The sequence below is a fragment of the Variovorax sp. KK3 genome (assembly GCF_001984055.1).
In the GTDB taxonomy this organism is placed as follows: domain Bacteria; phylum Pseudomonadota; class Gammaproteobacteria; order Burkholderiales; family Burkholderiaceae_C; genus Variovorax.
Genome location: NZ_LYVO01000057.1, coordinates 1 through 23,094, shown reverse-complemented (window position 1 = coordinate 23,094; position 23,094 = coordinate 1). Strand labels below are relative to the sequence as shown.

Genomic DNA, 23,094 nt, shown 5'->3' with positions numbered 1-23,094 from the left:
CGTTGGAGCGGCCGTTGCCGCTCGACTTTGCGATGCGCGTCGTCGCGTGGCAGCGCAGCCATGGGCGCAGCGAATTGCCTTGGCAGAACACCCGTGACCCCTATCGCGTCTGGCTGTCGGAGGTGATGCTCCAGCAGACCCAGGTTTCGACCGTGCTGGGCTACTTCTCCCGTTTCTTGGCGCGCTTCCCGACGGTCCGGGCGCTGGCGGCCGGCAGCGAGGATGAAGTGTTCGGCTTGTGGAGCGGTCTGGGCTACTACAGCAGGGCTCGCAACATGCATCGATGCGCGCAAGAGGTGGTTGCGCGTTTCGGCGGCGCCTTTCCCAACACCGCCGAAGAACTGCAAACGCTGCCAGGCATCGGGCGCTCCACAGCCGCGGCCATCGCGGCTTTCTGTTTCGAGCAGCGTGTCGCCATCCTCGATGGCAACGTCAAGCGCGTGCTGACGCGGGTGCTGGGCTTCGATGGCGATCTGGCCGTCGCGTCGCAAGAGAAGGCGCTGTGGGCCTTGGCCACGGAACTACTGCCGGCCGAGGCGCAAAGCGCCGACATGGTGGCCTACACCCAAGGTGTGATGGACCTCGGCGCTACTGTCTGTCTTCCCCGCAAGCCCAGTTGCATCATCTGCCCGGTTAGCGACCTGTGCGAGGCGCGGCGTAAAGGCGAACCGGAGCGTTATCCCGTCAAGTCACGCAAGCTGCGGCGCACCGCGCAGTCGCTTTGGATGCTGAAGGCGCGTGACCGAGAGGGCCGAATCTGGCTCGAGAAGCGTCCCTCGCGCGGCATCTGGGCCGGACTCTATTGCCTGCCGGTCTACGAGAGCCGGAGCTTGCTGCTGGACCAGTTGGCGCCGGAAGCGCGCCTGACGGCGCACGACGGTCATGCTTTCGTCCACGTGCTGACCCATAAGGATCTGCACCTGCATCCGGTGTCCGTCGAGTGTGAAGGCTGTCAGTCGCCGACCGAAACGGGCGGCTGGTACCGTGCAGCCGATTGGATTTCGCTCGGGCTGCCGGCCCCGGTTCGCAAACTGCTGTCGGTTGAAAGCTGATCAGCCCAGCGCGTCGAGTTCGCGGTGGCGCTTGAGGGCAGTCCAGTGCGCGCCGAAGCCGCGTGCAAGCTGCTCCACCAGGAACACCGAACGGTGCTGCCCGCCGGTGCAGCCGATCGCCACCGTGACATAGCTGCGATGGTCGCGCGCCAACGCGTCGAGCCAGCGCTGCAAGAACTGCTCGATGTCGCCATACATGCGGGCGACGTCGTCGTGCTGTCGCAGCCATTCGATCACCGGCGCATCCCGGCCCGTCAGAGGTCGCAGAGTGGGCACGTAGTGCGGGTTGGGCAGCATGCGCACATCGAACACGTAGTCCGCATCGAGCGGCACGCCGCGCTTGAAGGCGAAGGATTCGAAAACCAGCGTGAGCGAACTCTCGGGCGCAGCGATCAATGCCTTGATGTAACTCTGCAACTGCGCCGGCCTGATCAGGCTGGTGTCGATCACGTCGGCGCCGTCGCGAAGTTCGGCGAGCAGCTCGCGTTCGAGTTCGATAGCTTGCACAAGAACACGCTGCTGTTCGGGCGCGTCGGTGCGGCCATCATGGCGGGACAGCGGATGGCGGCGCCTCGTCTCCGAATAGCGGCGGACGAGCGCGTCGGTGGTCGAGTCCAGAAACAGCGAGCGCAGGGACACGCCTTCACGGCGCAACAATTCGAGCTGCTGCGGCACCAGCGGCAGTGATACGCCGCTGCGAACGTCCATGGCGATGGCCACCCGCTCTGCCTGCCGCTCCCGTTGCAGCGCGATGAAGGGTGTCAAGAGTTCGGGCGGCAAGTTGTCGACGCAGTAGTAGCCCGCGTCTTCGAGTGCATGCAATGCGACCGACTTGCCGGAGCCGGACATACCGGTGATCAGCACGAGTTCGAGGCTCATCGCACCACCTCCACCGACTTCTTGCCCAGCATCTCGCGCGCATGCGCCAGCGACGTCTGCGAGACGCGCTCGCCGCCCAGCATGCGGGCGATTTCCCTTGCGCGGCTGTCGTCGTCGAGCGCTGACACTTTGCTTTCGGTGCGGATGTCGTCGCGATTTTTCGCGCCTGTCTGATGCTTGGCGACCAGCAAGTGGTGATCGGCGCAGGCCGCCACCTGCGGCAGATGGGTGACGGCCAGCACTTGGCGGTCGCGCCCCAATTGATTCATCAGGCGCCCGACCGTCTCCGCCACGGCGCCCCCGACCCCTGCGTCCACTTCGTCGAAGATCAGCGTCTGCGCGGTGCCCAGCTGGCTGGTGGTGACGGCGATCGCCAGTGCGATGCGCGACAGCTCGCCGCCCGAAGCCACCTTGCCGATCGGCCGTGGCGTGCTGCCGGGATGGCCTGCGACCAGGAAGGCAACTTCTTCCAATCCGTGCCGGGCCGGCTCGGGCATGGCTTCCAGGGTGACCTCGAAGCGGCCTCCCTGCATGCCAAGCCCTTGCATCGCTTGGGTCACGGCCTGGGCCAGCCGCGGAGCGGCTTGCTTGCGAGCCTTGCCCAGCGCCCGCGCTTCCTTCAGGTAGGCCTGTCGGGCTGCCTGCTCGCTGCGCTCCAGTGCCTCGAGGTCGCTTTGTGCGTCCAGTGCCTGCAATTCCGACTGCCATCCGGCGAGCAACGAAGGCAACTCGGCAGGCTGTCGTTTGTAGCGGCGCGCGAGCGACATCCAGAGGCCCATGCGCTCGTCGAGTTCGGCAAGCCGCTGCGGGTCGGTGTCGGCCTGGCGCAGGTAGCCATGCAGCGAATGTGCGGCGTCGGAGGCCTGAGCCACGCTCGAGGCCAGCACCTCGCCGAGATCCTTGAAAGCAGGCTCGATGTGTTCGCAGTTCTGCAACAGTGCGACGGCGCGGCTCAGCGCCGCGAGCGCGCCGCCCTCGTCGTCCTCCAGCGCACTGGACGCGCCTTCCGCGGCATCGATCAATGCCTGGGCATTGGAGATTCGCGTATGGGAGGCCGACAGTTCTTCCCATTCATCCGCGCCCGGGGCCAACTTGATGACCTCGCCGACTTGCCATTGGAGGCGCTCGCGCTCTCGCTGCAACGAGTCTTGCGCCGAGCGAGCCCTTTCGAGCGTGGCGATGGCTTGGCGCCACGCCTGCCAGGTCTCTCCGAGTGCATCGTCGTCCGTGCCGGCGTATGCATCGAGCAGTCCGCGAACGGCCTCTGGACGCGTCAGGCTTTGCCACGCATGCTGCCCATGGATGTCCAGCAGCCGGTCGCCCAGCTCGCGCAATTGCGCAGCGGTGGCGGGGCTGCCGTTGATCCAGCCGCGGCTGCGTCCCTGCAGGTCGACCGTGCGGCGCAGCAGCAGCGCATCGCCGGCCTCGAAGCCGCCATCGTCCAGCCAGGCGGCCAGATCCGGATCGGCATCGAATTCGGCACTGACGTCCAGGCGGTCTGCGCCTTCGCGCACGGCGCCGGTGTCCGCTCGGCTGCCCAGCGCGAGTTGGAGGGCATCGATCAGAATCGACTTGCCGGCGCCCGTTTCACCGGTCAGCACAGTGAAGCCCGAAGCCAAGTCGAGTTCGAGCGCGCGCACGATCACGAAATCGCGCAAGGCGATGCGACGCAATGCCATGTCAATGCCCGCCGGAGTGAGCCGGTGGCTCCGAGCGCACCTGGGGCGGGCGGTGGACAGGTCGGGCGTGCGGGCTCATGGATCAGGAACCTCCTTCGTTCCAGTGCAGTTTTTTTCGCAGCGTGTCGAAATAGCTCCAACCACGAGGATGGAGGAAGCGCACGCGAAATTCGGATCGCCGGACCACCACCTGGTCGCCGATGGCCAGCGAGGCCAGCGACTGCATGTCGAAATTGGCGCTGGCGTCTCGGCCGCTCACGAGCTCGATCGAGATTTCGTCGGCGTCGGGGAGCAGGATCGGTCGGTTGGACAGCGAATGCGGCGCGATCGGAACCATGACCCAGCCCGGCACCGCGGGGTGCATCAGCGGGCCGCCGGCCGAGAGCGCGTAGGCGGTTGAGCCGGTAGGCGACGCGACGATGATGCCGTCGGCACGGTGGTTGGCAACGAAATGATGACCCACGGAAACGCGTAGCTCGACCATGCCCGACGTCGCGCCGCGGTTGACCACCACATCGTTCATGGCCAATGCGTTGAAGACCGATGCGCCGTTGCGCATGACCTTGGCCTCCATCAGGCTGCGATGATCTTCTTCGAACTCGCCGGCGAGCATGGCCGTCAGCGCCGTCCGGTAGTCATTGAGAGAGATGTCGGTGATGAAGCCGAGCCGGCCACGGTTGATTCCGATGAGCGGCAAGCCGTAGCACGCCAACTGTCGCCCGATGCCGAGCATCGTGCCGTCGCCACCAACGACCAGCCCCAGGTCACATTGCCGGCCGATCTCTTCCACGGACAAGATTGCGTAGCGGGGGTGAGCCGCGCTGGCAGAGGACTGCTCCAGACAGACCTCGCAGCCCTGCGATTCGAGGAAGGCGCCGATGTCGTCCATGACCTCGTCCGGCACACCGACCTGCACGCGCGCACCCGTGGCTTGGTACTTGCCGATCAAAGCCACGCGCCGGAAGCTGGATGTCATTCGCAAATTACAACACTAAAATCTTTCAATGCTGGACGAACGCGCCAAGTTGCTGCTCAAGACATTGGTCGAGCGCTACATCGCCGAAGGGCAGCCGGTGGGATCGCGCACGTTGTCTCGCGCTTCAGGGCTGGAACTGTCGCCGGCGACCATTCGGAATGTGATGTCCGACCTCGAGTCGCTTGGGTTGATTGCCAGCCCACACACCTCGGCAGGTCGCGTTCCCACCGCGCGTGGCTACCGGTTGTTCGTCGACACCATGCTGACGGCGCAGCGCGAGAACTTCACTGCACCCAGCCTTGCGGCGGATCAACCTCAGAAGGTCATCGCCAATGCGGCGAACCTGCTTTCGAACCTCTCGCAATTCGTCGGGGTCGTGATGGCCCCACGTCGTGCTTCGGCTTTTCGACAGATCGAGTTTCTGCGTCTCTCTGACCGGCGCCTGTTGGTGATCATCGTCTCGCCGGACGGTGATGTGCAGAACCGGGTCATCTTTCCGGAAGTCGACTATTCGCAGTCTCAACTGGTCGAGGCCTCCAACTACATCAATACGCATTTCGCGGGCCTGTCGATCGAGCAGGTGCGCGATCGACTTCAGTCTGAGATGGAGCAGTTGCGCGGCGAGATCGCGGCGCTCATGCAGGCTGCTGTGCAGGTCAGTTCCGAAGTGTTGACCGAGGCTCAGGACGAGGTGGTTATCGCCGGCGAGCGCAACCTGCTCTCTGTGTCCGACTTTTCCAGCGACATGAGCCACCTGCGCCGTGCCTTCGAACTCTTCGAGCAGAAGGCGCAGTTGCTGCGTCTGCTCGATGTGTCGAGCCAGGCCGAGGGTGTCCGCATCTTTATCGGCGGTGAGAGCCAGGTCGTGCCATTCGAAGATCTTTCGATCGTCAGCGCCAATTACGAGGTCGACGGAGAGGTGGTCGGGACGCTCGGCGTCATCGGGCCGACGCGCATGCATTACGACCGCATGATTCAAATCGTGGATATCACGTCCAGGCTGGTTTCCAACGCGCTGAGCCACCGAAAGTAGCGTCCCGGCCCACTAGAATCCAAGCGGCGTGGGCCGTTAGCTCAGCTGGTTAGAGCAGCGGACTCATAATCCGTTGGTCCCTGGTTCAAGCCCAGGACGGCCTACCACCACTTCCAGCTGCGGGGCGAGGATGGCGATTGAAGCCATGCTATACTCGCAAGCTGTGCGGCTGTAGCTCAGTTGGATAGAGTACTTGGCTACGAACCAAGGGGTCGTGGGTTCAATTCCTGCCAGCCGCACCATCATTTAGAGAGTTAGTTCGCTGAGGCGAGCTAACTCTCTTTTCTTTTGTGCATCGCATGTGCACTTGGTGTTGCTTGTGCGCTGCCTGCACCTGCACCTGCTCGCCTGCAAGATGTACTCGGTCTTGTTGAAGCCAAGAACCCAAAGGGCGTGCCGGCTATTGTGGCTGTCCCGACGAAGCAACGATCGACGTCGCGAATCAGCGAGCGGTGATGTCCTAGATCCGATTCGGTCGGAAGGCGTGCGAAGCTATTCCGCCGGTCGCGATGCTTTGCGGTTGGAGTGTCTGCAGTGGCGTCTGGCCCTGCGGCTGCGCCAGGGCAGTAGCAACACGCCGTGGGGGTGTCGACGGCCCAGGGGCCGTCGCCAAGGCTTGCAGCACTTTTTGCCCTTCTGTCGTGCGCTTCGCTTCCAGCAAGGCGATGCCCAGCATCAGCTGAACGTCTTCGTCATGCGGATGCTTGTGCAAACCGTCCTCACGCAACACGCGCACGGCATCTTCGAACTGCCCTTTGCACATGCTCACCATGGCCAGGCCGATCACGACAGACGCATGGCCAGGACGCAGTAGATTCAGCCCTTCAAAAATAGCATGGGCCTGCCGCGCATGACGAGTAGTACAGGCCATGAAGCCGATCTCCGCCAGAAGACGGAGTTCTGCGCGGCTCAGTACTTCGGACGATTCGTCGGTGCGAGCGCTGGGGGACATCATGAAATTTCCATGATGCCGAGTAGTGACTTCGCGCGTGCAGCTGACGGAGCGGCCTCTTCGATGTCCTCCGTACATTCGATGAGTCTAGTGAAGATGCGGCGTGCTTCATCGACGCGGCGCATTCTCAGCAAGCTCTCACCGAACTGGAGCACGGCCTTGAAGTTCATCGGGTCGAGCGCGATCGCGGCCATGAATGACTGCAGCGCTGCTTCCTCCCTGTTCAGCGCGCGTTGACACTTGCCCAGCGACACGTGGTACTTCGAACTATGGGGCCGGTACATCGCGCAGACGAAGAGCATGCTCATCGCCTTATCGGCTTGCCCGCCTCGCAACAGCGCCTGTCCCACGCCATGAATGGATTCGACTTCTTCGTCAGTGAATCGGCGAGTGGCTGCGCAGTCTGCGACGGCACGCTTGATCCGATCGCCGAGCGTCTCCGTGGCTTCGAGCGGTGCAATTGCCGTCATTGCGACAACTCAGACGGTTTGCTGCGACAACTGCGCCTGCGCGCCCGCGTATCGCGAAAACTGATCGATCGTGTCGTGGATAGCGCCCGTCGTATCGGCAACGAATCCGTTATACGTCTCCGCCGAGGAGCTTGCGATCTGCGCATAAGTCTCTATCCATTTGGTCAGGGCAGTCTCTTCTGCGGCCTGTTGAGTTTTCTCGGCTGCAGAGAGGGGGCCGACAGAGTTTGCTACTTGCGAGACATTCATTCCTGCGGTATTCAATCCACTGACGAGGTCTGTCTTCTTCCGCAACTTGGCCTCTACGTCCTTCACCTTGCGCTCTCCGGCCCTGATCAGGGCGTCTTGGTGATCGACATGCTCCCGTGCGTTTCTCCGCTTTAAAATCTCGCTCTTAAGCTGGTCTTTGAGATTGCTGCGATTAGTGTCGGCGGGGGGGGTCTTGATCTGGGATCTGAGGTTGGCAATGTTCTCGGTCGCTTCCTGGATTTCGCGTTGCCCACCGTTTTTCTTCGCATGCAACGCATTCAACTCTACTTCTTGTTTGGCCTGCTTCGGACCGAACCGGCTGGCCGTCTTTGCCGCCGTGCCCATACCCCACCCAGAAAATAAAAGACCGACGAGGGCAATCGCAATCGTGACTCCGCTTTGGGTCTTGGTGGCATCGTCCTGCGATTGGGCCGATTTGTTGGCGGTGGCTTCTTGAGCTCCGGCCAAGTCGAGCATCCAGGTTTGTGCCGCCAACTTCAACTGACGTTGCAGCGTTGCATTGTCTTGGAGCATCTTGGTGAGTTCGGCCATCAGCTCGTAGAAGTCCGGCGCCGAGGATGCAAACGCCGAGCTGAGGCTTTGCATGGTTTCCTTGCTTGGCGGAGGCGGTGGATCAACTTCGTCGTCATCCAACGTCGAGGCGTCGACCCTGGCCAACATGAACTGCAGCCACACGTGGTCTGCCGAGTTGTCGGCAGTCTGAATTTCGCTCTGGATTTCACCGAACAAGGCGGTCTTGGTCGCGGCAAAGTTGGCTGGATCCTTTTCGGCATTCAGTGAGCTGATCTCGGCTTGAATACTGTTTCGCTCGAGTGCGGTAAGTGACATGGGTGCCTCAATGATGTGGAGTGATGATCAGGAACGGATGGTCGGAAGCGGTATGGCGGTCACGCATAGACTTGCTGGAGTTGTCCATTGGCTTCCAAAATCGACGACAGCTTTGCGCGCATGTCATCCATGGCCACGGTCATGTCCGTCATGGCACTCACGGCTGATTTGATGCTTTCCGTCATGGTATTGAGAACCTTGGCGAGGTACTCGCTGTGGTTCTTGAATCCATCGGCAATGAACTGGGCGTCCTGAACTTGAAGGTCTAGGTTGGCCTGGGTGATTGCTTCGGTGGAACTCACCACTGTGGCGCCTGTGCCGAAAATGCCTTGCGCTAACGTCAAGTTCCTTGCCGCCTCCCTCGCTGCGGTTGACATCAGCGCGCCCGCTGCACTGCGAGCGCCGTTCGCGAGCAACCCAACTGCTCTGAGCGCCGACAGGACCATCGGGCCGAACGCGCTGAACATGGGCCCGGCCGCCATGAATGCTGATGAGATCGCCATAGCAAACATGCTCAAGTCGGCGGAGGTTTGCTTCTTTTTATCGTCGCTCAGCGATGCGTACATGGCATCGTTCCGAATGGAGAAGTCGATAAGAGCGTTGATCGAGATGTCGATCTTCGGGTCGATGCATTTGGCGACATTGTCAGAGAAGCTGACCGCGCACATAGCGGCGCACGTTGCAACCGCAAGAACAGTCAAGGCGATCCCGATGGCCCCCCCGAATGGGCCCGAGAATACGTAAGCCGCGCCTGCCGCAAAAAAGAGTCCAATCGTCTTCAACCACCCCACCATGTCCGCCTCAGACTGTTGCTTGGCAATCTGCGCTTCCTGCGCTCGCTGCTTATCGGTGCATTTCCGCTGCTCGGAGGCCTGCGCGTTGTACGCATCCCTGCGTTGCTCGATCGTGAGCTTGTTGCTTTCAAGCGAGCCGATCTCGATGCGAGCAATGGCGCCGCCCACCTTGCTGGTCCATTCTTCAATGCTGAAGAAGCTGCTGGGCCTCGGGAGCGTAAACCCTCGAAGTCTTGGATGGCCTTGACTCCCTTCCCCCGTGTCGTGCGGCAGTAAATAGACCATGCCGTCTGGCCAACGCTCCGGCGACGGCTGTCGTGGGTTCTGGGGCTCTGCAACATGATCGAGGCGAGCATTCGGGTCCGGTCGTGGATTGACTACGGCATTCATTTCAGGCTTCTCCTTGGTGCGTTTCGGTTTTGTTTGCAGCGCGTTTTTTCGCAATCGACTCCTTCAAGAGTTCGATGCGCTGCTGCAGTTGCTGATTGGGGCTCCTGGCGAGCCTTTGTGTTGCATGGTCGATCGTTGGTGCCGCGCTCTCGACCTGATCCATTGCGAGCATGCATTCGGCCAGATGAACGACAGGCTCCGGATCCATCACGTCCAATACCGAAGCGGCGACATATGAGTTCGCTGCGAGGGCGTGCGCGCCCAGCAGGTGTCGGACCATCCCCAATGCCTTGTGAGTACGCGCATCGAGATGGTTGTGCATGACAACAAAATTGAAGATGCGCTCCGCGTCTTCGAGTCGACCATTGGTCGCACTGAGATAGCCCATGGCGTAGTACTCTTCGAGCTGATCCGCCGAGATTCCGCGAAGGCTCGCAATCGTGCCGCCAGCGCGCATGACGGTTATTAGAGAAGCCCGTTCAAGTGGGGTGAGAGGCAATGTGTCCAGGCGGAAGTCCGCCAAGGAAGTGGAGCGACGGGCCATGTGTCTCAGCCACGCATGCCGCTGGCAATATTCTGGCCAAGCTGATCTTGTTTACGCACGGCGTTCGACGCCTGCTCCATTGCGCCGACATAGCGGTTGTTGTACGTGCTGGATTCGGCCTGTGCAGCTTGAGAGTCGCTGGTTAGATTGTTCGTGGCTCCACCGAGGGATGTCACCGTGTTTTCAAGGTCGCCGCGCTTGAGGGTACCGTTGCGGGCTTTGTCCATCATTTCCGTCAGCTCGGGGCAATACAACAATACTTCCGCAATGATCCGGTCTTTGTCCGGACCGAAGTTGACCGTCGTTTCCAGAGCGGTCTCTTTTGGCATCTTGCTTCTCAGCTCATCGCACAACTGGTTGATGGCCTCGATCCTGTCTGCCTTGCGTTGGAGCTCGTCCTTCTGCTGGTTCATGACATCTCCAATCTGCATGGCCAAGCCGACCGACATCGCGGCCACGGCGTGCATTGGGTTGTCCGGCTTGGATTTCCTCCACTCTTCAATCGAAACTGCCACATTCACGTTACCCATTTTTGCCTCCTGTAGTCAGATTGCTTGAGCCACTCTGCTGAGCGTTTGTTCGATTCGTTGAATCAAGTTGGTCATGAAGGTCATGACGTTGCTGTAGTCGCTGATGGCTTCGGACAGCATCACCTGCTGAGATTGGGCTAAGGCAGTCCATTGAGACATCGCACCCTTTGTCCTCGACATGGATGTATCGAGCGCCTGGCTGGTGAACTTGGCGACGTCCTCCGAGGTGACCGCGCGATCCTCGGTTTGGGCGACGAGAGGAATGAGTGCCGCGCTCAAGCTCCCGCCGGTGCTGAGCTTGATACCTTCGGGTGGTGTTCTCCATGGGTTGGTGAACGTCACCCCGTCGCTCCGCGGAATGCTGTAGACGGTGGACCCGTCGCTCCAGTAAGAGGCAGCTGTTCTGCCGAATGCAAGCAGCACCGCCTCTGGCGGCTCGGTGTAACCTGGGGGCAGGTCGGGCGCCGCGCTGTTGGGAACAAGGTACTTCGTCGTACCGTTCTCAAGCATCTTGTACGTGTAACCCGTCTGCGTATAAAGCCTCGTGAGCCAACTTGCAGGCATAAAGCTCAGGTCATAACCTTCGTCCGCCAATGCCTGCATCGGCTTGCTCGTGTCGCTGAGTCCGGTGAAGTTGAGAGAGGTCACCGTTCCATCAGACTCCGCGACAAGGTAGAAATCCGCTTTGGGTGTCGTCAGCAGACGCTTCTGTTCTCCCGGAGGCCATTGCACCGTCCCCGCAATTAAGGTGTCTTTGGCTATGACTTCGCGCTTGGAGGGGTCCGTCAACGAGGGCAGGTTTGCCGTCGTCCATGCGTCTGTTCTGACGTCGAAGCCCAAAGCGCGCATCCAGGTGTCGACGGCGACGCTCAACCGGTCGTCGCCAGCGGTGTCCAGCGCAGGCATGGGTGCCATCTTCAGCTTTGTCGGGTCGGCATCGGAGGCCGCCTGTGCTGCGCGCAGGTCGTCAAGGATCTGTTGCGCGCTGGCGGCCGCACGTTCGATCACGGCCGTGTCCACGGTCAGCAAGCCAGGCGAATCGCCGGCTTTCTCCGGATCTGCCGGAAGCGGCAACGGTGGAAGGGCGGCGTCCGCGCTAAGGTCCTGGATCAACTTCGCCTGGGCCGCGGGGTCTGTCGGCCAGTTGTTCTGCATGATCTGCTGGCGGATGTCCCAGATCTTCTCGAGGCCCAGCAGCGTATTTATCTGGTCCGCGCTGATCCTCGTCGTTTCCAAGTACGCGTTGACGGTGTCTGCGGTTTGACCCGCCGCAATGGCCGCGCGTCCCAGCGTCAGCATCATCCCTTTCGCGTTCGAGAAAGTAGGGTCGTCTGGATTCAGGTCGCTCAGAAGCTTGCCGGAAGAACTGTCGACAGGTTGAAGCGGCAGTGTGTAAGTCATGGTGCGTCCTCCAGGTTCGATTCGACGCGTTGCCGTTCATTTGTCGCGGTGGTGGCGGAACTGCTTTTGAGAATGCTTTCCAGGTCCTCGGTGCGACGTCGCAGTCGCAGCAGGTCGTCGCTGAACTGCTGCAGTCGCTTCAGGTCCACCTGTCGATCATCCGCTCGACGTCCTTCCTTGCTTGCATCGGCTTGAGTGCTTGCCTTTCTTTCAAAGGCCTGCAGGTCGTCCCGCACCTCGTCCAAAATGGTCCGCAAGTCTTGCAAGCAGCGATGCGCTTGAGCGTCCAGGCTCGAGCACCATTGCCCGATGTCCGATTTCGAGACGACGAGATTCGCGTTCGCTTCCAGGCAATAGGTCTCGAATGTTGTTTCGGTCACCTGATCGCCAGGCGTGCCAGGGATCGTCTGACTGACGCGCGTGCAGGGTGCGGAAGCACCGGTGCCGCCATCGAAGAGCGCGGAGGCATCCGGACTTTGGCTCGCTGCTTTCGACCAAACAGACGCAGGGAGTGTCGCGGCCTTTTCCTCGTCGGATACGTCGCTGAGCTTGGTGGCGGACCAGCTCACACTCATGGATTCGGTCGTCGACCCGTCGGCCTTGAGCTGCCGCGTTTGCACGATGTACAGGTACTTTAGTTGTGCATCTGGCGTTGCAAGCCCGGCGTCGATCATTACTCTCAGTGCTTGTGCTGCATCGGCGCTGTCCTTTCCCAGCGCCACCTGGGGAGAGTTGCCGTTCGCAGCAAGGCGCTGCGCCAGCACCTTGGAAAGGGTGTCGAGGTCGCGCAGCCGCGATGCCAGGCTGCGCGCGGACTGGGCTTGCAACGAGATCGCGTTGCTGTACCCGTCCATCAACCGTGTCTGCAAAGCCTGCACGTCTGCTTCCAAGGTGAACTGATCGAAGATGCCGCTGATCGCCGGCATGGGGGACGAGGTGGGGGCGACTGGCACTTGAAGCTCCTGAGGGCTCAGACGAGTCTGCGAAACAGGCGTGTCGCCTTAGGGGCGTCGGCATCAAAACTTTTGTAGCTGGCGTGTGCCATCGCGACCTTGTGCGACTCGGCCAGTTTCGCCAGCTCGCCGTCCACGTGTTGGTGAATGCGCTCCCGTTCGGCAGGGGGAAGCATGGCGATGTACCGCTCTACATCCGCCTTGTGCAGGCCGCGCTCAGCGAGGATGCGCTCGCCTTCTTTCAACGTTTTCTCGATCTCGCTGATCAGGCGTCTGGATTCCTCGACCACGCGCTGGGCGTGTGCACGTTGTGGATCGGCGCTCATGGTGGCGTTGCGGGCGAGCCGGCTGGTTGAATTGTGTTCTCAGTAACAAAGCCAAACCAACGGTTCCATTGGCGGGCTCCGCTGCGGTCCATGGAACGTTCTCGCGGAGCCGGTTACTCAGGAGCGGATCAAGAGGTCTCAACTTGCCATGAACTCTGCGCACGGATTCACTCCTCAACACCCCGTCATCTCGCCTCACGCGCGCGCCGTGCTGCCGGGTGGGTCCGGGCATGGTGAGGTGATGCATGGAACGCGCAAGGGGAGTCCGTTGACGTTGGTTCCGGCTCACGCGGCCACCATGCCCGCCGGCACGATTTCGGTCTCTGTGCAGTCGGGCCACATCGGGCTTCCTCATGCTGCGCCGGGTGCTGCGTTCAGGTCTTCATCAAGCGTCTCGGTCGTTGCAGAGCGGCGTGTTCCATGGATGCCGACCGCGCAGATTGCTCCATTGATGAACGTGGTCGGCGGAAGAGAAGCCCGCGCTACTGCACTTGGCTTGGCTCGCGGCGGCCGGCTGCCATCGGCGCGTGCACACTCGCCCGCGCGTATGCGGCAAGGCCTGCTCGCAACCTACGCGGTTGGGGCCTACGTCGAAGGTGATGAAGATGCCTTGGCGCTTCTTACGCCACTGAACTACGGCGATCAAGGCGAAGGCGGTCAGCCCAAGAGCATGGAGGAGCTTTATCAGGAGCTCAGTGAAGCCGACGGCGACCAGCTTGCGCGGTTGCTGATAGACGTCACGCATGGTGCTGCGCCGGAGCCCCCCGAGAGGTTTGGCGTCGACCACCAGCCGTTGCCCAGAGATCCCGATGCACTTTACGCGGAGTTGAGGTCGTGCTTTGGCGCAGGGGGCGGCAAGCAACTATTGGCCGATCGTTTGCGTCGCGCTCAAGGCATCCCGCCACGTGGCAACGAGGAAGCGATGCGCCGTCTGCGCCAGCAGATCGACGACACGGTTCAGGATCTGAAGACGGCCGATCACGGCACTGTCTTCTCTCTGCTCAATACCCGTGACTCCGTTCTTCGTGCCGCGGATGTGGCGGGGGCGCCGACCGCTGCCAAGATACTGGACTACTACGATGGCTTGATCCAACAACCCGTCAGTTCTGATCCGAGCAGCCCGCTGTCGAGCTTCAAAAGTCCTGGCTTCGCGAAGCAGTTGCTGAGCCTGATAGAGAAGTTTCCCATTGGTTCGATGCGCTTCGTATTGAGCACACTCGGCGAAGCCCTGGGCGCGGATTACCGCGCGCCGGTCAGTTCCTGCAGCAAGGAGCATTTGCGGGTTCTCAACTGGCGGTTCAGCAATTTCACCGCCTTCAACACGGTTCTGGAGGCCGTGCAGAAACTGCATGACTCCCTGAATCGCCAGATGCGGGTTCATGGCCAAGCGCCTTCGCTGTCATGAACGATGGTCCATTCGACACGACGGCATTGCTGCGCCTCGTCCTGGAAATGATCGCCAGCGAATATCCTTCTCGAATGCAGGTGGAATCGCTCCTCAAGCGATTGCGCGCCACTGAGGGAGCCGCCCAGATCATCTGTCTGCAAGGACTGCTGAACCTCATGCGCGCTTTGCCGATGCATGTGTACAGCAGCGACGACGATCGCCTCGCGCTCATCGCTGCGGCACGGGAAGTGCTCGACGCAGCCATCGATGCGGAAGAGGCGGTCAATTTGAAGAACGGCGCGGAGCAAGACGGCGCTGCACGCTTGATACCTCCTGAGACGGTGCACCAGTGAGTTGGGTGGCCGACACCGTTCGAGTCTTCGGGCAATCCATCGGATTGCCCGAATTGGCGTTGGACGACCAAGGAAGCCTGCGCCTCGCCACCGAAGACGGTGGCGTCATCGGCTTGATCGCGATGGATGTCGCCGAAGCGCCGCTGGTGCTTGTCTATCGCAGTGCACTGCTGAGCTATTCGGCCGAGCGCAAGCTGCGCCGGGCGCTGCGGCTTGCCGATGCTGCGCGCATCCGTTTATGGCCTGCCCAGGTCGCCGTGCTGTCAGATGCGTTGGTGATTGCATTGCGAATGCCTCAGCGTGACTTCACGCCCGACGCGCTCGAGAGCGCCTTGGTCGATCTGGAGCGCATGCATGCCGATCTCGATGGCCGCGGCTAAGTCGAGCCTTCAATGAACAAGGTCCTTCCTGCTCCGCCGCTGCGGATCGACAAGGGAATCGATCGCGTCCTTCACGATCGTGACGTGCCGAGCACTTTGCGGCCGGCCGAAGAGGTCGCACCACCCGAGGTGGCGTTTCATTCCCAACTCGATGCCTTGCTGGCGATGCCGAACCTCGATGATTTCATCGACGGTGAACTGCGTCCGCCTATCGGCTCCGCGCTGATGCTCACGCCCGCGTACTTTCGGCAAGTGCTGGATGAGTTGTTGATGTATCTCCCGATCGCGGCGGAAAGGCATCCTCCCGCAGCGAGAGTGCTAGGGCGCGCAGCGCGCGTAGTGGACAACGAGGTGAGTCTTCGCGGGCAGGAAAGCATGTACAGGTTCGCATTGAGGCAGGGGTGACCGACATGACCGCCGCTCCATCACTCGACATCCTGCCGCTGCGTGGCGAGCACGTCGACATGCTGCGCCTGCTCGCGTACGCCTATCAGCGCTACGGATTCGCATCGCGTGCGGCCGAGTTGTGGGCTGCATTGCACGCACTTCTGCCGGGCGATGCAACCGTGACGAAGTCGCTCTCGCATTCGCTGCTGCGCAGCGCAAGGCCCGAACAGGCTCTTGTCCTGCTCGATCGTCTCCTGGATGCAGGAGACGCGTCGGCACTCACACATCTCCTGCGCAGCCAGGCACTGGTCATGTGCGGTCGCTTGCCCGAGGCGGCCCGATCCATGCGCTTCTACGTGGCCGCTCGTTCGCGCGCGAACATCACCAAAGAAGGTTGAGCGTGGAAGCCGTCCTGCAGCGCGCGCAGCGCCTTTTGATGGTCGTTGTCAATCGCATCGACCTGGTTCTTGCGGCCCTCATCGTTTGCATCATCTTCGTGATGATTCTTCCGCTGCCGATCTGGCTGGTGGATGCGCTGATCGCGGTGAACATGTGCATTTCGGCAACGCTGCTCATGGTGGCAATGTACTTGCCGAATCCTCTCGCGTTCTCTTCTTTTCCATCCGTCTTGCTGATCACGACGCTTTTTCGTCTGTCGATTTCGATCGCAACGACCCGGCTCATTCTCCTCAATGGCGATGCAGGGCACATCATCCACACCTTCGGAAATTTCGTGGTGGGTGGCAACCTGGTGGTCGGCCTTGTCGTCTTCCTGATCCTGACCATCGTGCAGTTCGTGGTGATCACGAAAGGTGCAGAACGCGTTGCGGAGGTCGGTGCCCGCTTCTCGCTGGACGCGATGCCAGGCAAGCAGATGTCGATCGACGGAGACATGCGTGCAGGCGTGATCGACATGGACGAGGCACGTCGCCGTCGCGGGCTGGTCGAGAAAGAAAGCCAGCTGTACGGGTCGATGGACGGCGCCATGAAGTTCGTCAAGGGAGACGCCATTGCCGGACTGATCATCGTCGCGGTCAACCTCCTGGGCGGGATCATCATCGGCACCGTTCAGAAGGGCATGACCGCTGGAGACGCGGTACGGGTGTATTCCATTCTTACGATCGGCGATGGACTGATCGCGCAGATCCCGGCGCTGTTCATCTCGATCTGCGCCGGCATCATCGTCACGCGCGTGACCAGCGACGATGGTGGTCCGTCGAACGTCGGCAAAGACGTCGCCAAGCAGCTGCTCAGTCAGCCTCGTGCTCTGCTGATCGGAGCAGCCGTCATGCTGGGCTTCGGGATCATTCCCGGCATGCCTGCTGCAACCTTTATCGCGCTGGCACTGACGCTGAGCGGCGTGGGCTACGCACTCATGCGAGGCGAGCGAAAAGTGGTCGATGCCAAGACGGGTAAGGTGACCACCGTGCAAGCAATGGATGCGGCTACCGGCTCCTCCGCCGGCGGGCGGCCCGCGTCCGACACCGGCAAGGACGGCTTCAACCCGACCGTGCCGTTGATCCTGGAAGTGCATACCCAGCTCGAGCGAGCGTTCTCGGCCGATCTGCTCAATGAAGAACTGATCAAGATTCGGCGTGCGCTGTACTTCGACTTGGGCGTGGTCTTCCCGAGCATCCAGTTGCGCTTTTCCGAGCGTCTGCCGGCGGAAAACTACACCATCCTGATCGCAGAAATTCCGGTGTCTCAAGGACGGCTGCGGCCCGACCATCTCATGGTGCGAGAAACGACGCAGAACCTTACTGCGCTGTCGATTCCTTTCGAGACCGACAAGAAGTTCCTGCCGAACCTGCCGACCGTGTGGTCGTCGGCGCAACTGAAGGATCCTTTGACGCGTGCGGGCGTGCCTTTTCTGGAGCCGACACAACTGTTGAGCTATCACATCGCGCAGGTGCTCAAGAAGTATGCGGCCGAGTTCGTCGGCATCCAGGAGGCTCGCGCCCTGATGGCCGACATGGAAGCGCGTTTCCCCGACCTCGCCAAGGAGGTGCAGCGCGTCATGCCCATTCACAAAATCGCCGAGATATTCCAGCGGCTGGTGTCGGAGGAGATTTCGATTCGCAACATGCGCACGGTGTGCGAAGCGCTGATCGAATGGGGGCAGAAGGAGAAGGATTCGGTGCTGCTGACGGAATACGTTCGCATGGCACTGAAACGGCACATCAGCCACAAGTTTTCGAGTGGCCAGAATGCCTTGCCTGCCTACCTTCTGGCGCCGGCAGTTGAAGACGCCGTGCGCGGCGCCATTCGCCAGACCTCCGCAGGCTCATACCTGGCCCTGGACCCTCAGCTGTCGAAAAAGCTCGTGGACGGCGTCAAGAAGACGGTCGGTGACCTGTCGACGAGCTTGCATCGGCCGGTGCTTTTGACGTCGATGGACATCCGACGGTACATGCGAAAGATGGTCGAACAGGACATCTACGAACTGGCGGTGCTGTCGTACCAGGAGTTGACCACCGAGATCAACATCCAGCCGTTGGCGCGCATCGAGATGTAGTGGATCGGCACCGAACTGCACACGCTTTCCGCATGAACATCGAACAGCATCAGCTTGAGTTGCGGGTCCTTGCAGGGCCTCAGGCGGGCAGCCGTCTTGCGTTGTCGCCGGGCGACTATCTGCTCGGGTCGTCCGATGAGTGCACCATCATCCTCAGTGGCGCGCACATGCAGTCCCAGCACGCCTTGCTGAGCGTCAATGAGGACAGTGTGCAGGTTTCCCCTCGCGACGGCATTTTGCGTGACGGGGCAGGCCTCGAGTTGACCGAGGGCAGCGAGCTTTCGCTGGCTCAGCCGGTCGAGGTGGGAGGAGCGTGGATCGCCGTCGATGCGCGCGAATCCCCATGGCCGGATGCGAAGGCGCTCGCCGAGTTGGGCAAGCTGGCAGCCTCCAAGCAAGAAGGTGAAGACGACATCGATCGTGCCCCACCATTGACCCCGCCGACGGCCGAGTGGTTCGACAGAATGCCTGTCGATCCCAAGCGCGCGGCATGGGTCGCGCTTTTCGCAGGACTGGGCGTTGTCGCCCTCGGTCTGTTGGTCGGTCTGGGCGGCGCTTTCGATGAGCCCGTGGCGGCTTCGCGCCGGGAGTCATCCCAGCAGGTGACTGTTCCCGCATCTCCGACACCCGCGACAGTGCTCGACGACCTCCACCTCGCCGGCCGGTTGAGTGCGGCGCAGCTCACCGATGGCGCCTGGCAGGTGAGCGGCTATCTTGCGAACGCCGAGGAGAAGCGAGCGGTGCTGGAAGCGATGAAGCGTCTCGACACGGCGCCTCAGTTCGCTATTCATGCGGACGACGAACTTCTGTCGGCGTCCCGCGAATGGGTGGCGTCACAGGTCGAAGGGCAGCCGGCACGCCTGCGCGTCGAATCTGTGCGCGATGGCGCCGTACGCCTTGTCGGAGTCGCGCGCGAGGCATCTTTTGTCGAAGGGCTGGGTGCAAGCCTCGTCAAGAACGTGGCCGGCGTGCGAAGTGTCGATTCGGCAGTGCTTCTGCCGCCAGCGCTGACGGCGCAACTGCAGGCCAAGCTTGCACAGGCCGGCCTGGCCGAAAGCGTCACGATTCTCGAAGAGCAGCCTGAAGTCGTGCTGAGTGGAACGCTCGATGACGCGCAGATGGCGCGCTGGTTGCAGCTGGAGGCGGCGTTTCGCAAGGAGCATGCCGATGTGCTGCCCATGCGCTCCCTGATCGGTCGTGCCACGCCCAAGCTCCCGATCGACATCAAAGTCGTCGTCGGAGGCCCGTTGCCATACGTCGTGACGGGCAAGGGCGAAATGGTGACCCCTGGAGGTCGCATCGCGGACATGACGCTGGTGTCGGTCAGCGATAGCGAAATCGTCTTTCAAGGCAAACAACGTTACGTCATCCCGAGGTAGTCATGAACACCGTCACCCCGCTCATGGAGCTCGAACGGCAATTGCTGGAAGACAGAGATGGCAGCGTGCGTGCCACGCTCTTGGAAAGACTGAGGTCGATCCAGGCGCGACTCGTCGTGCAGCGCCGAAATCTTGCATCCCCGCTGCGCCAACGTCAGCTGGCCGGTGCGCAGCAGGCGGTCGAAGCCGCTATCGAGGTGCTGGGGCGCGCGAACGCCAGACCGCCTTGAGCCATTGCCTACCGCCCGTCATCGCGTTTCGAGCGCTGTCGACAGGCACATGCGTCTTGTCAGTCATCCAGACCCTTTGAACATCTAGGAGTACCGCTATGGCTCTCACACTGAATGGACTTGTCGAGGACGGAAGTGAGATGGTTTCCGCGTCCAACGAACAGTTGGAGGCGCAGCTGGCTGCTGTTGGTACGGGCGATCTGGACGCCGCCGACATGATGCGCTTGCAAATGCGCGTCACGAACATGAGCCTGACCATCCAGACATACTCCTCCATCGTGAAAGAGTTTGGCGATTCACTCAAAGCGGTTGCGCAGAAGTTCTAGCTTGGCGGTCACCAACTGCGAGCCCTTGTGCTGGTGTCGCGGCACATGTCTTCTAGAGCGCGTGTGAGATGGTGTTCAGTGCCGGCTAGGTCTGGTGTCGCCTCTGCACCATAGGGTCTTGCCCCGCCGCGGCCTGGCGGCACAGGCTGCAGAATCGCCGCGATGAAACCTGCTTCCGCCATGGCCGGCGCACTCGCTGCCGCCGCCTGCTGCTCCCTCCAAGCGCAAGAGGCGCCGGCCCCTTCCACGCTGCGGGAGGTCACCGTGACCACGCCCCGTGGCGAGGCGCGGCCCTTCGACGTTCCTGGCTCGGTCGACAGGGTGGAGGGCAGCGAGATGCGCGATGCGCGCCTGCAGGTCAACCTGTCGGAAAGCCTGGGTGCGGTGCCGGGGCTGCAGGTGCAGAACCGGCAGAACTACGCGCAGGACCTGCAACTCTCGATCCGCGGCTTCGGCGCGCGCTCGACCTTCGGCGTGCGCGGCGTGCGGCTGTACGTCGACGGAATCCCGGCCACGCTGCCCGACGGGCAGGGCCAGACCTCCAACATCGACATCGGCTCGGCTGATCGCGTCGAGATCCTGCGTGGACCTTTTTCCGCGCTCTATGGCAATTCGTCGGGCGGCGTGGTCCAGGTGTTCACGGAGCAGGGCGAGGGGCCGCCCACGCTCAGCGTATCGGGCGCCGGCGGCAGTTTCGGCACATGGCGCGCGAGCAGCAAGCTCATGGGTTCCAGTGGCGCCGTCGACTACACGCTGAGCGCCAGCCGTTTCCATACCGACGGATGGCGCGAGCACAGCGGGGCCGACCGGGAGATTCAGAACGGTCGCCTGGGTTTCAAGCTGGACGACGGCAGCAAGCTGACGTTGGTCTTCAACAGCGTCCACTTGTTCGCGCAGGATCCGCTGGGGTTGTCGGCCGAGCAGTACGCCCTGAATCCGCGCGGCGCCGACCTTGCGTCCCAGTTCGACACCCGCAAGACCGTAGACCAGCAGCAGGTGGGCCTGACTTACGAGCGCAACATCGATGCGCGCAACGCCTTGCGCCTGATGGTGTATGGCGGCCAGCGCAGCACCGTGCAATACCAGGCCATCCCGACCGCTGCGCAGGCCAACCCCCTGCAGTCCGGCGGCGTGATCGACCTGGCACGTGACTACGGCGGCATGGATCTGCGGTGGAGTTCGAAGCTGACGCTGGCCGATCGGCCTTTCGACCTTGTCGCCGGCCTGGCCTACGACAGCCTGCGCGAGAAGCGGCGCGGCTACGAGAACTTCTACGGCACGGCCGCTGCGCCGCGCGCCCTGGGCGTGCAGGGCCGACTGCGCCGCGACGAGCGCAACGAGGTGCGCAACCTCGACCCCTATCTCCAAGCCAGCTGGCGTTTCGCCGAGCGTTGGACACTGGAGGCCGGCCTGCGCCGGAGCGACGTGCGCTTCTCGTCGCGCGACCGCTACATCGTCGGCACGAACCGCGACGACAGCGGCAGCGCGCGCTACCGCAAGACCCTGCCCGTGGCCTCCCTGCGCTTCCAGGCGACCCAGGACCTGGCACTCTACGCCTCCGCTGGCCGTGGCTTCGAGACGCCGACCCTCAATGAGCTGTCCTACCGCGCCGACGGCACAGGCGGGCTCAACTTCGGCCTGCAGCCTTCGGTCAATACGAGTGTCGAGGTCGGCGCCAAGGCGCGGCTCGGCGGCGGCCTGCTGACCGCAGCCCTGTTCCAGACCCGCACGCGCGACGAGATCGTCACCAACACCAACGTCGGCGGCCGCGCCACCTTCCAGAACGCCGGGCGCACGAAGCGCGACGGCTTCGAACTCGCCTGGCAGCACGAGACGCCCGGCCATTGGCGCACACAGCTCGCCTACACCTGGCTGGACGCGCGGTACCGCGATGCCTTCTGCTCGCCTTCGCCCTGCAGCGCGGGCAACACCGTGCCTGCGGGCAGCCGCATTCCAGGCATCGCCGAGCACGCGTTCTATGCCTCGTACGGCTGGGTGCCGCCGGAGGGCTGGCGCGCGGGGGCGGAGCTGCGTGCCCTCAGCCAGATTGCGGCCAACGACCGCAACAACGCGCGCGCGCCGGGTTACGCGGTGGCCTCGCTCTATGCCGGTTACGTCAAGCGTTGGGACCGGTGGGACTTCAACGCCTTCGTGCGTGTCGACAACCTGTTCGATCGCCGCTACGTGGGCTCGGTCATCGTCAACGAGGGCAACGCCCGTTACTTCGAACCGGCCTTGGGGCGCAACTGGACTGCGGGGCTGGGGGCGGCATACCGTTTCTGAGTTCTCTGTCGAGCGACGCGCGACCGATCTCAGGCTTCTGACCGGCTTCTGACCGGCTCTTGCTGGCGCTTGCGAGCGCCCGCGAGCACGCGGCTTACTCGCCTTTCGGCATCGCACAGGGATCGCCCAACGGGTCGGCCTATCCCTCGCATGCGTGCGGTGGTCGACGCTGACTGTGCAGTTTGTCGCTTTTTCTGGCTTTCGACGAACAAGGCGACCGAATCTTCCTAGCATTCGGCCGCCGCCAACTGACTGAGCCTACAAGAAAAGGCGGCGCACCACCGACCTGGGCACCGGGCTGCTGCAAAGCGCCTCTGCACCCACGGGCCTTGAAACCAACCCCCGTCTCTTGATGAACAAAACACATCGCAGTCTTTGGAATGCCGCCTTGGGCGCATGGGTGGCAGCGCCCGAGAACGCACGTCCGCGAGGAAAGTGCGGCGGCGGCATCAGGGAGGCGGCACTGACCGTCGCTCTTCTTGCTGCGGGCTCGCCCCTCGCCATGGCCGCGTGCAGTGCAAGCGACGGTGCCGGGCTGGCGGCATGCATGGCTGGCAGCGAGTCGGTCATCAATCTCACCAACAACATCACATTGAACGCACATCTGGCGGTGATCGAGCGCAACCTGATCATCAACGGAAACGGCTACGCGCTCGACGGTGCAGGGGCATTCAGAGGGCTGTTCATCGGCGCGGGAACGACCACGGTCAACGGGCTGACGATGCAGAACCTGCTGGCCAAAGGTGGCAGCGGGGGAACGTTTTCGATCCCCGGCGG

25 protein-coding genes and 2 tRNA genes are annotated in these 23,094 nt (G+C 62.2%); 15 read left to right on the top strand and 12 right to left on the bottom strand.

Annotation, left to right across the window (positions count from 1 at the left end; all coding sequences use genetic code 11):
• The first annotated feature begins 14 nt into the window (after positions 1–14).
• The gene (gene mutY / locus B0W80_RS23525) at positions 15–1,052 is read left to right on the top strand and encodes an A/G-specific adenine glycosylase (protein WP_373038998.1); all 1,038 of its coding nucleotides are present in this window, start codon (positions 15–17) and stop codon (positions 1,050–1,052) included.
• On the opposite strand, the gene rapZ is transcribed toward mutY, so the two are convergent.
• The 3 genes from rapZ to B0W80_RS23510 all read right to left on the bottom strand — a co-directional run bounded on the left by rapZ (position 1,053) and on the right by B0W80_RS23510 (position 4,586).
• Positions 1,053–1,931 carry an RNase adapter RapZ gene (gene rapZ, locus B0W80_RS23520; RefSeq protein WP_077001587.1) on the bottom strand — a complete coding sequence of 293 codons (879 nt, stop codon included), beginning with the start codon at positions 1,929–1,931 and terminating at the stop codon, positions 1,053–1,055.
• On the bottom strand, positions 1,928–3,610 hold the full coding sequence (gene recN, locus B0W80_RS23515) for a DNA repair protein RecN (protein ID WP_077001586.1): 1,683 nt from the start codon (positions 3,608–3,610) through the stop codon (positions 1,928–1,930). Before recN ends, rapZ begins: the two co-directional genes overlap by 4 nt.
• An 82-nt stretch (positions 3,611–3,692) precedes the next feature.
• Positions 3,693–4,586, bottom strand: coding sequence for an NAD kinase (locus tag B0W80_RS23510; RefSeq protein ID WP_077001585.1), 894 nt, complete (start codon positions 4,584–4,586; stop codon positions 3,693–3,695).
• A gap of 28 nt (positions 4,587–4,614) precedes the next feature.
• On the opposite strand from B0W80_RS23510, the gene hrcA reads away from it, so the two are divergent.
• The 3 genes from hrcA (at position 4,615) to B0W80_RS23495 (ending at position 5,861) form a co-directional block, all read left to right on the top strand.
• Complete coding sequence (gene hrcA, locus B0W80_RS23505) at positions 4,615–5,619, top strand: heat-inducible transcriptional repressor HrcA (protein ID WP_077001584.1); 1,005 nt, start codon at positions 4,615–4,617, stop codon at positions 5,617–5,619.
• A 30-nt stretch (positions 5,620–5,649) separates the two neighbouring features.
• Positions 5,650–5,726 (top strand) — tRNA-Ile (locus B0W80_RS23500).
• Between the two features lie 58 nt (positions 5,727–5,784).
• Positions 5,785–5,861, top strand: a tRNA-Arg gene (locus B0W80_RS23495).
• Between the two features lie 218 nt (positions 5,862–6,079).
• On the opposite strand, the gene B0W80_RS23490 is transcribed toward B0W80_RS23495, so the two are convergent.
• Genes B0W80_RS23490 through B0W80_RS23450 form a run of 9 tightly spaced genes read right to left on the bottom strand, consistent with a single transcriptional unit; the run spans position 6,080 to position 13,077 of the window.
• Entirely contained in the window at positions 6,080–6,574 is a 495-nt protein-coding gene (locus B0W80_RS23490; protein ID WP_077001583.1) for a M48 family metallopeptidase, read from the bottom strand.
• The gene (locus tag B0W80_RS23485; RefSeq protein WP_077001582.1) at positions 6,571–7,041 is read right to left on the bottom strand and encodes a tetratricopeptide repeat protein; all 471 of its coding nucleotides are present in this window, start codon (positions 7,039–7,041) and stop codon (positions 6,571–6,573) included. Before B0W80_RS23485 ends, B0W80_RS23490 begins: the two co-directional genes overlap by 4 nt.
• Before the next feature lie 9 nt (positions 7,042–7,050).
• Positions 7,051–8,139 (bottom strand): hypothetical protein, encoded by a 1,089-nt coding sequence (locus tag B0W80_RS23480; RefSeq protein WP_077001581.1) that lies wholly within the window; start codon positions 8,137–8,139, stop codon positions 7,051–7,053.
• A 59-nt stretch (positions 8,140–8,198) separates the two neighbouring features.
• Positions 8,199–9,323 (bottom strand): hypothetical protein, encoded by a 1,125-nt coding sequence (locus B0W80_RS23475; protein ID WP_143684758.1) that lies wholly within the window; start codon positions 9,321–9,323, stop codon positions 8,199–8,201.
• Between the two features lies 1 nt (position 9,324).
• Positions 9,325–9,867 (bottom strand): SycD/LcrH family type III secretion system chaperone, encoded by a 543-nt coding sequence (locus tag B0W80_RS23470; protein WP_077001579.1) that lies wholly within the window; start codon positions 9,865–9,867, stop codon positions 9,325–9,327.
• Between the two features lie 5 nt (positions 9,868–9,872).
• Entirely contained in the window at positions 9,873–10,397 is a 525-nt protein-coding gene (locus B0W80_RS23465; protein WP_143684757.1) for a hypothetical protein, read from the bottom strand.
• A gap of 15 nt (positions 10,398–10,412) precedes the next feature.
• Complete coding sequence (locus B0W80_RS23460; protein ID WP_143684756.1) at positions 10,413–11,798, bottom strand: hypothetical protein; 1,386 nt, start codon at positions 11,796–11,798, stop codon at positions 10,413–10,415.
• Positions 11,795–12,724, bottom strand: coding sequence for a hypothetical protein (locus B0W80_RS23455; protein WP_077001576.1), 930 nt, complete (start codon positions 12,722–12,724; stop codon positions 11,795–11,797). The genes B0W80_RS23460 and B0W80_RS23455 overlap by 4 nt, the downstream gene beginning before the upstream one ends.
• Before the next feature lie 44 nt (positions 12,725–12,768).
• A complete protein-coding gene (locus B0W80_RS23450; RefSeq protein ID WP_143684755.1) occupies positions 12,769–13,077 on the bottom strand; it encodes a hypothetical protein in 309 nt (102 codons plus the stop codon).
• 298 nt (positions 13,078–13,375) lie between these two features.
• Here B0W80_RS23450 and B0W80_RS23445 point away from each other — a divergent pair, with 298 nt between their 5' ends.
• From B0W80_RS23445 to B0W80_RS35120, 11 genes are all read left to right on the top strand, one after another.
• Positions 13,376–14,482: a hypothetical protein gene (locus B0W80_RS23445; RefSeq protein WP_218668939.1), complete on the top strand. Its 1,107-nt coding sequence runs from the start codon at positions 13,376–13,378 to the stop codon at positions 14,480–14,482.
• Entirely contained in the window at positions 14,479–14,817 is a 339-nt protein-coding gene (locus tag B0W80_RS23440; protein ID WP_077001573.1) for a TyeA family type III secretion system gatekeeper subunit, read from the top strand. Before B0W80_RS23445 ends, B0W80_RS23440 begins: the two co-directional genes overlap by 4 nt.
• A gap of 5 nt (positions 14,818–14,822) precedes the next feature.
• Positions 14,823–15,197, top strand: coding sequence for a hypothetical protein (locus B0W80_RS23435; protein ID WP_143684753.1), 375 nt, complete (start codon positions 14,823–14,825; stop codon positions 15,195–15,197).
• Between the two features lie 12 nt (positions 15,198–15,209).
• Positions 15,210–15,602, top strand: a complete 393-nt coding sequence (locus B0W80_RS23430) for a hypothetical protein (protein WP_077001571.1) — start codon at positions 15,210–15,212, stop codon at positions 15,600–15,602.
• Positions 15,599–15,982, top strand: a complete 384-nt coding sequence (locus B0W80_RS23425) for a hypothetical protein (RefSeq protein WP_077001570.1) — start codon at positions 15,599–15,601, stop codon at positions 15,980–15,982. The genes B0W80_RS23430 and B0W80_RS23425 overlap by 4 nt, the downstream gene beginning before the upstream one ends.
• A complete protein-coding gene (gene sctV, locus B0W80_RS23420; RefSeq protein ID WP_306171870.1) occupies positions 15,979–18,099 on the top strand; it encodes a type III secretion system export apparatus subunit SctV in 2,121 nt (706 codons plus the stop codon). The genes B0W80_RS23425 and sctV overlap by 4 nt, the downstream gene beginning before the upstream one ends.
• A gap of 32 nt (positions 18,100–18,131) precedes the next feature.
• Positions 18,132–19,478: a type III secretion system inner membrane ring subunit SctD gene (gene sctD / locus B0W80_RS23415; protein ID WP_077001569.1), complete on the top strand. Its 1,347-nt coding sequence runs from the start codon at positions 18,132–18,134 to the stop codon at positions 19,476–19,478.
• Between the two features lie 2 nt (positions 19,479–19,480).
• On the top strand, positions 19,481–19,708 hold the full coding sequence (locus B0W80_RS23410) for a hypothetical protein (RefSeq protein WP_077001568.1): 228 nt from the start codon (positions 19,481–19,483) through the stop codon (positions 19,706–19,708).
• Positions 19,709–19,806: 98 nt separating this feature from the next.
• Entirely contained in the window at positions 19,807–20,034 is a 228-nt protein-coding gene (locus tag B0W80_RS23405) for an EscF/YscF/HrpA family type III secretion system needle major subunit (RefSeq protein ID WP_077001567.1), read from the top strand.
• 162 nt (positions 20,035–20,196) lie between these two features.
• Positions 20,197–22,317 carry a TonB-dependent receptor gene (locus B0W80_RS23400; protein ID WP_077001566.1) on the top strand — a complete coding sequence of 707 codons (2,121 nt, stop codon included), beginning with the start codon at positions 20,197–20,199 and terminating at the stop codon, positions 22,315–22,317.
• A gap of 352 nt (positions 22,318–22,669) precedes the next feature.
• Positions 22,670–23,094 (top strand): ESPR domain-containing protein (locus B0W80_RS35120; protein ID WP_218668938.1); only part of this gene is annotated, 425 nt, incomplete at its 3' end.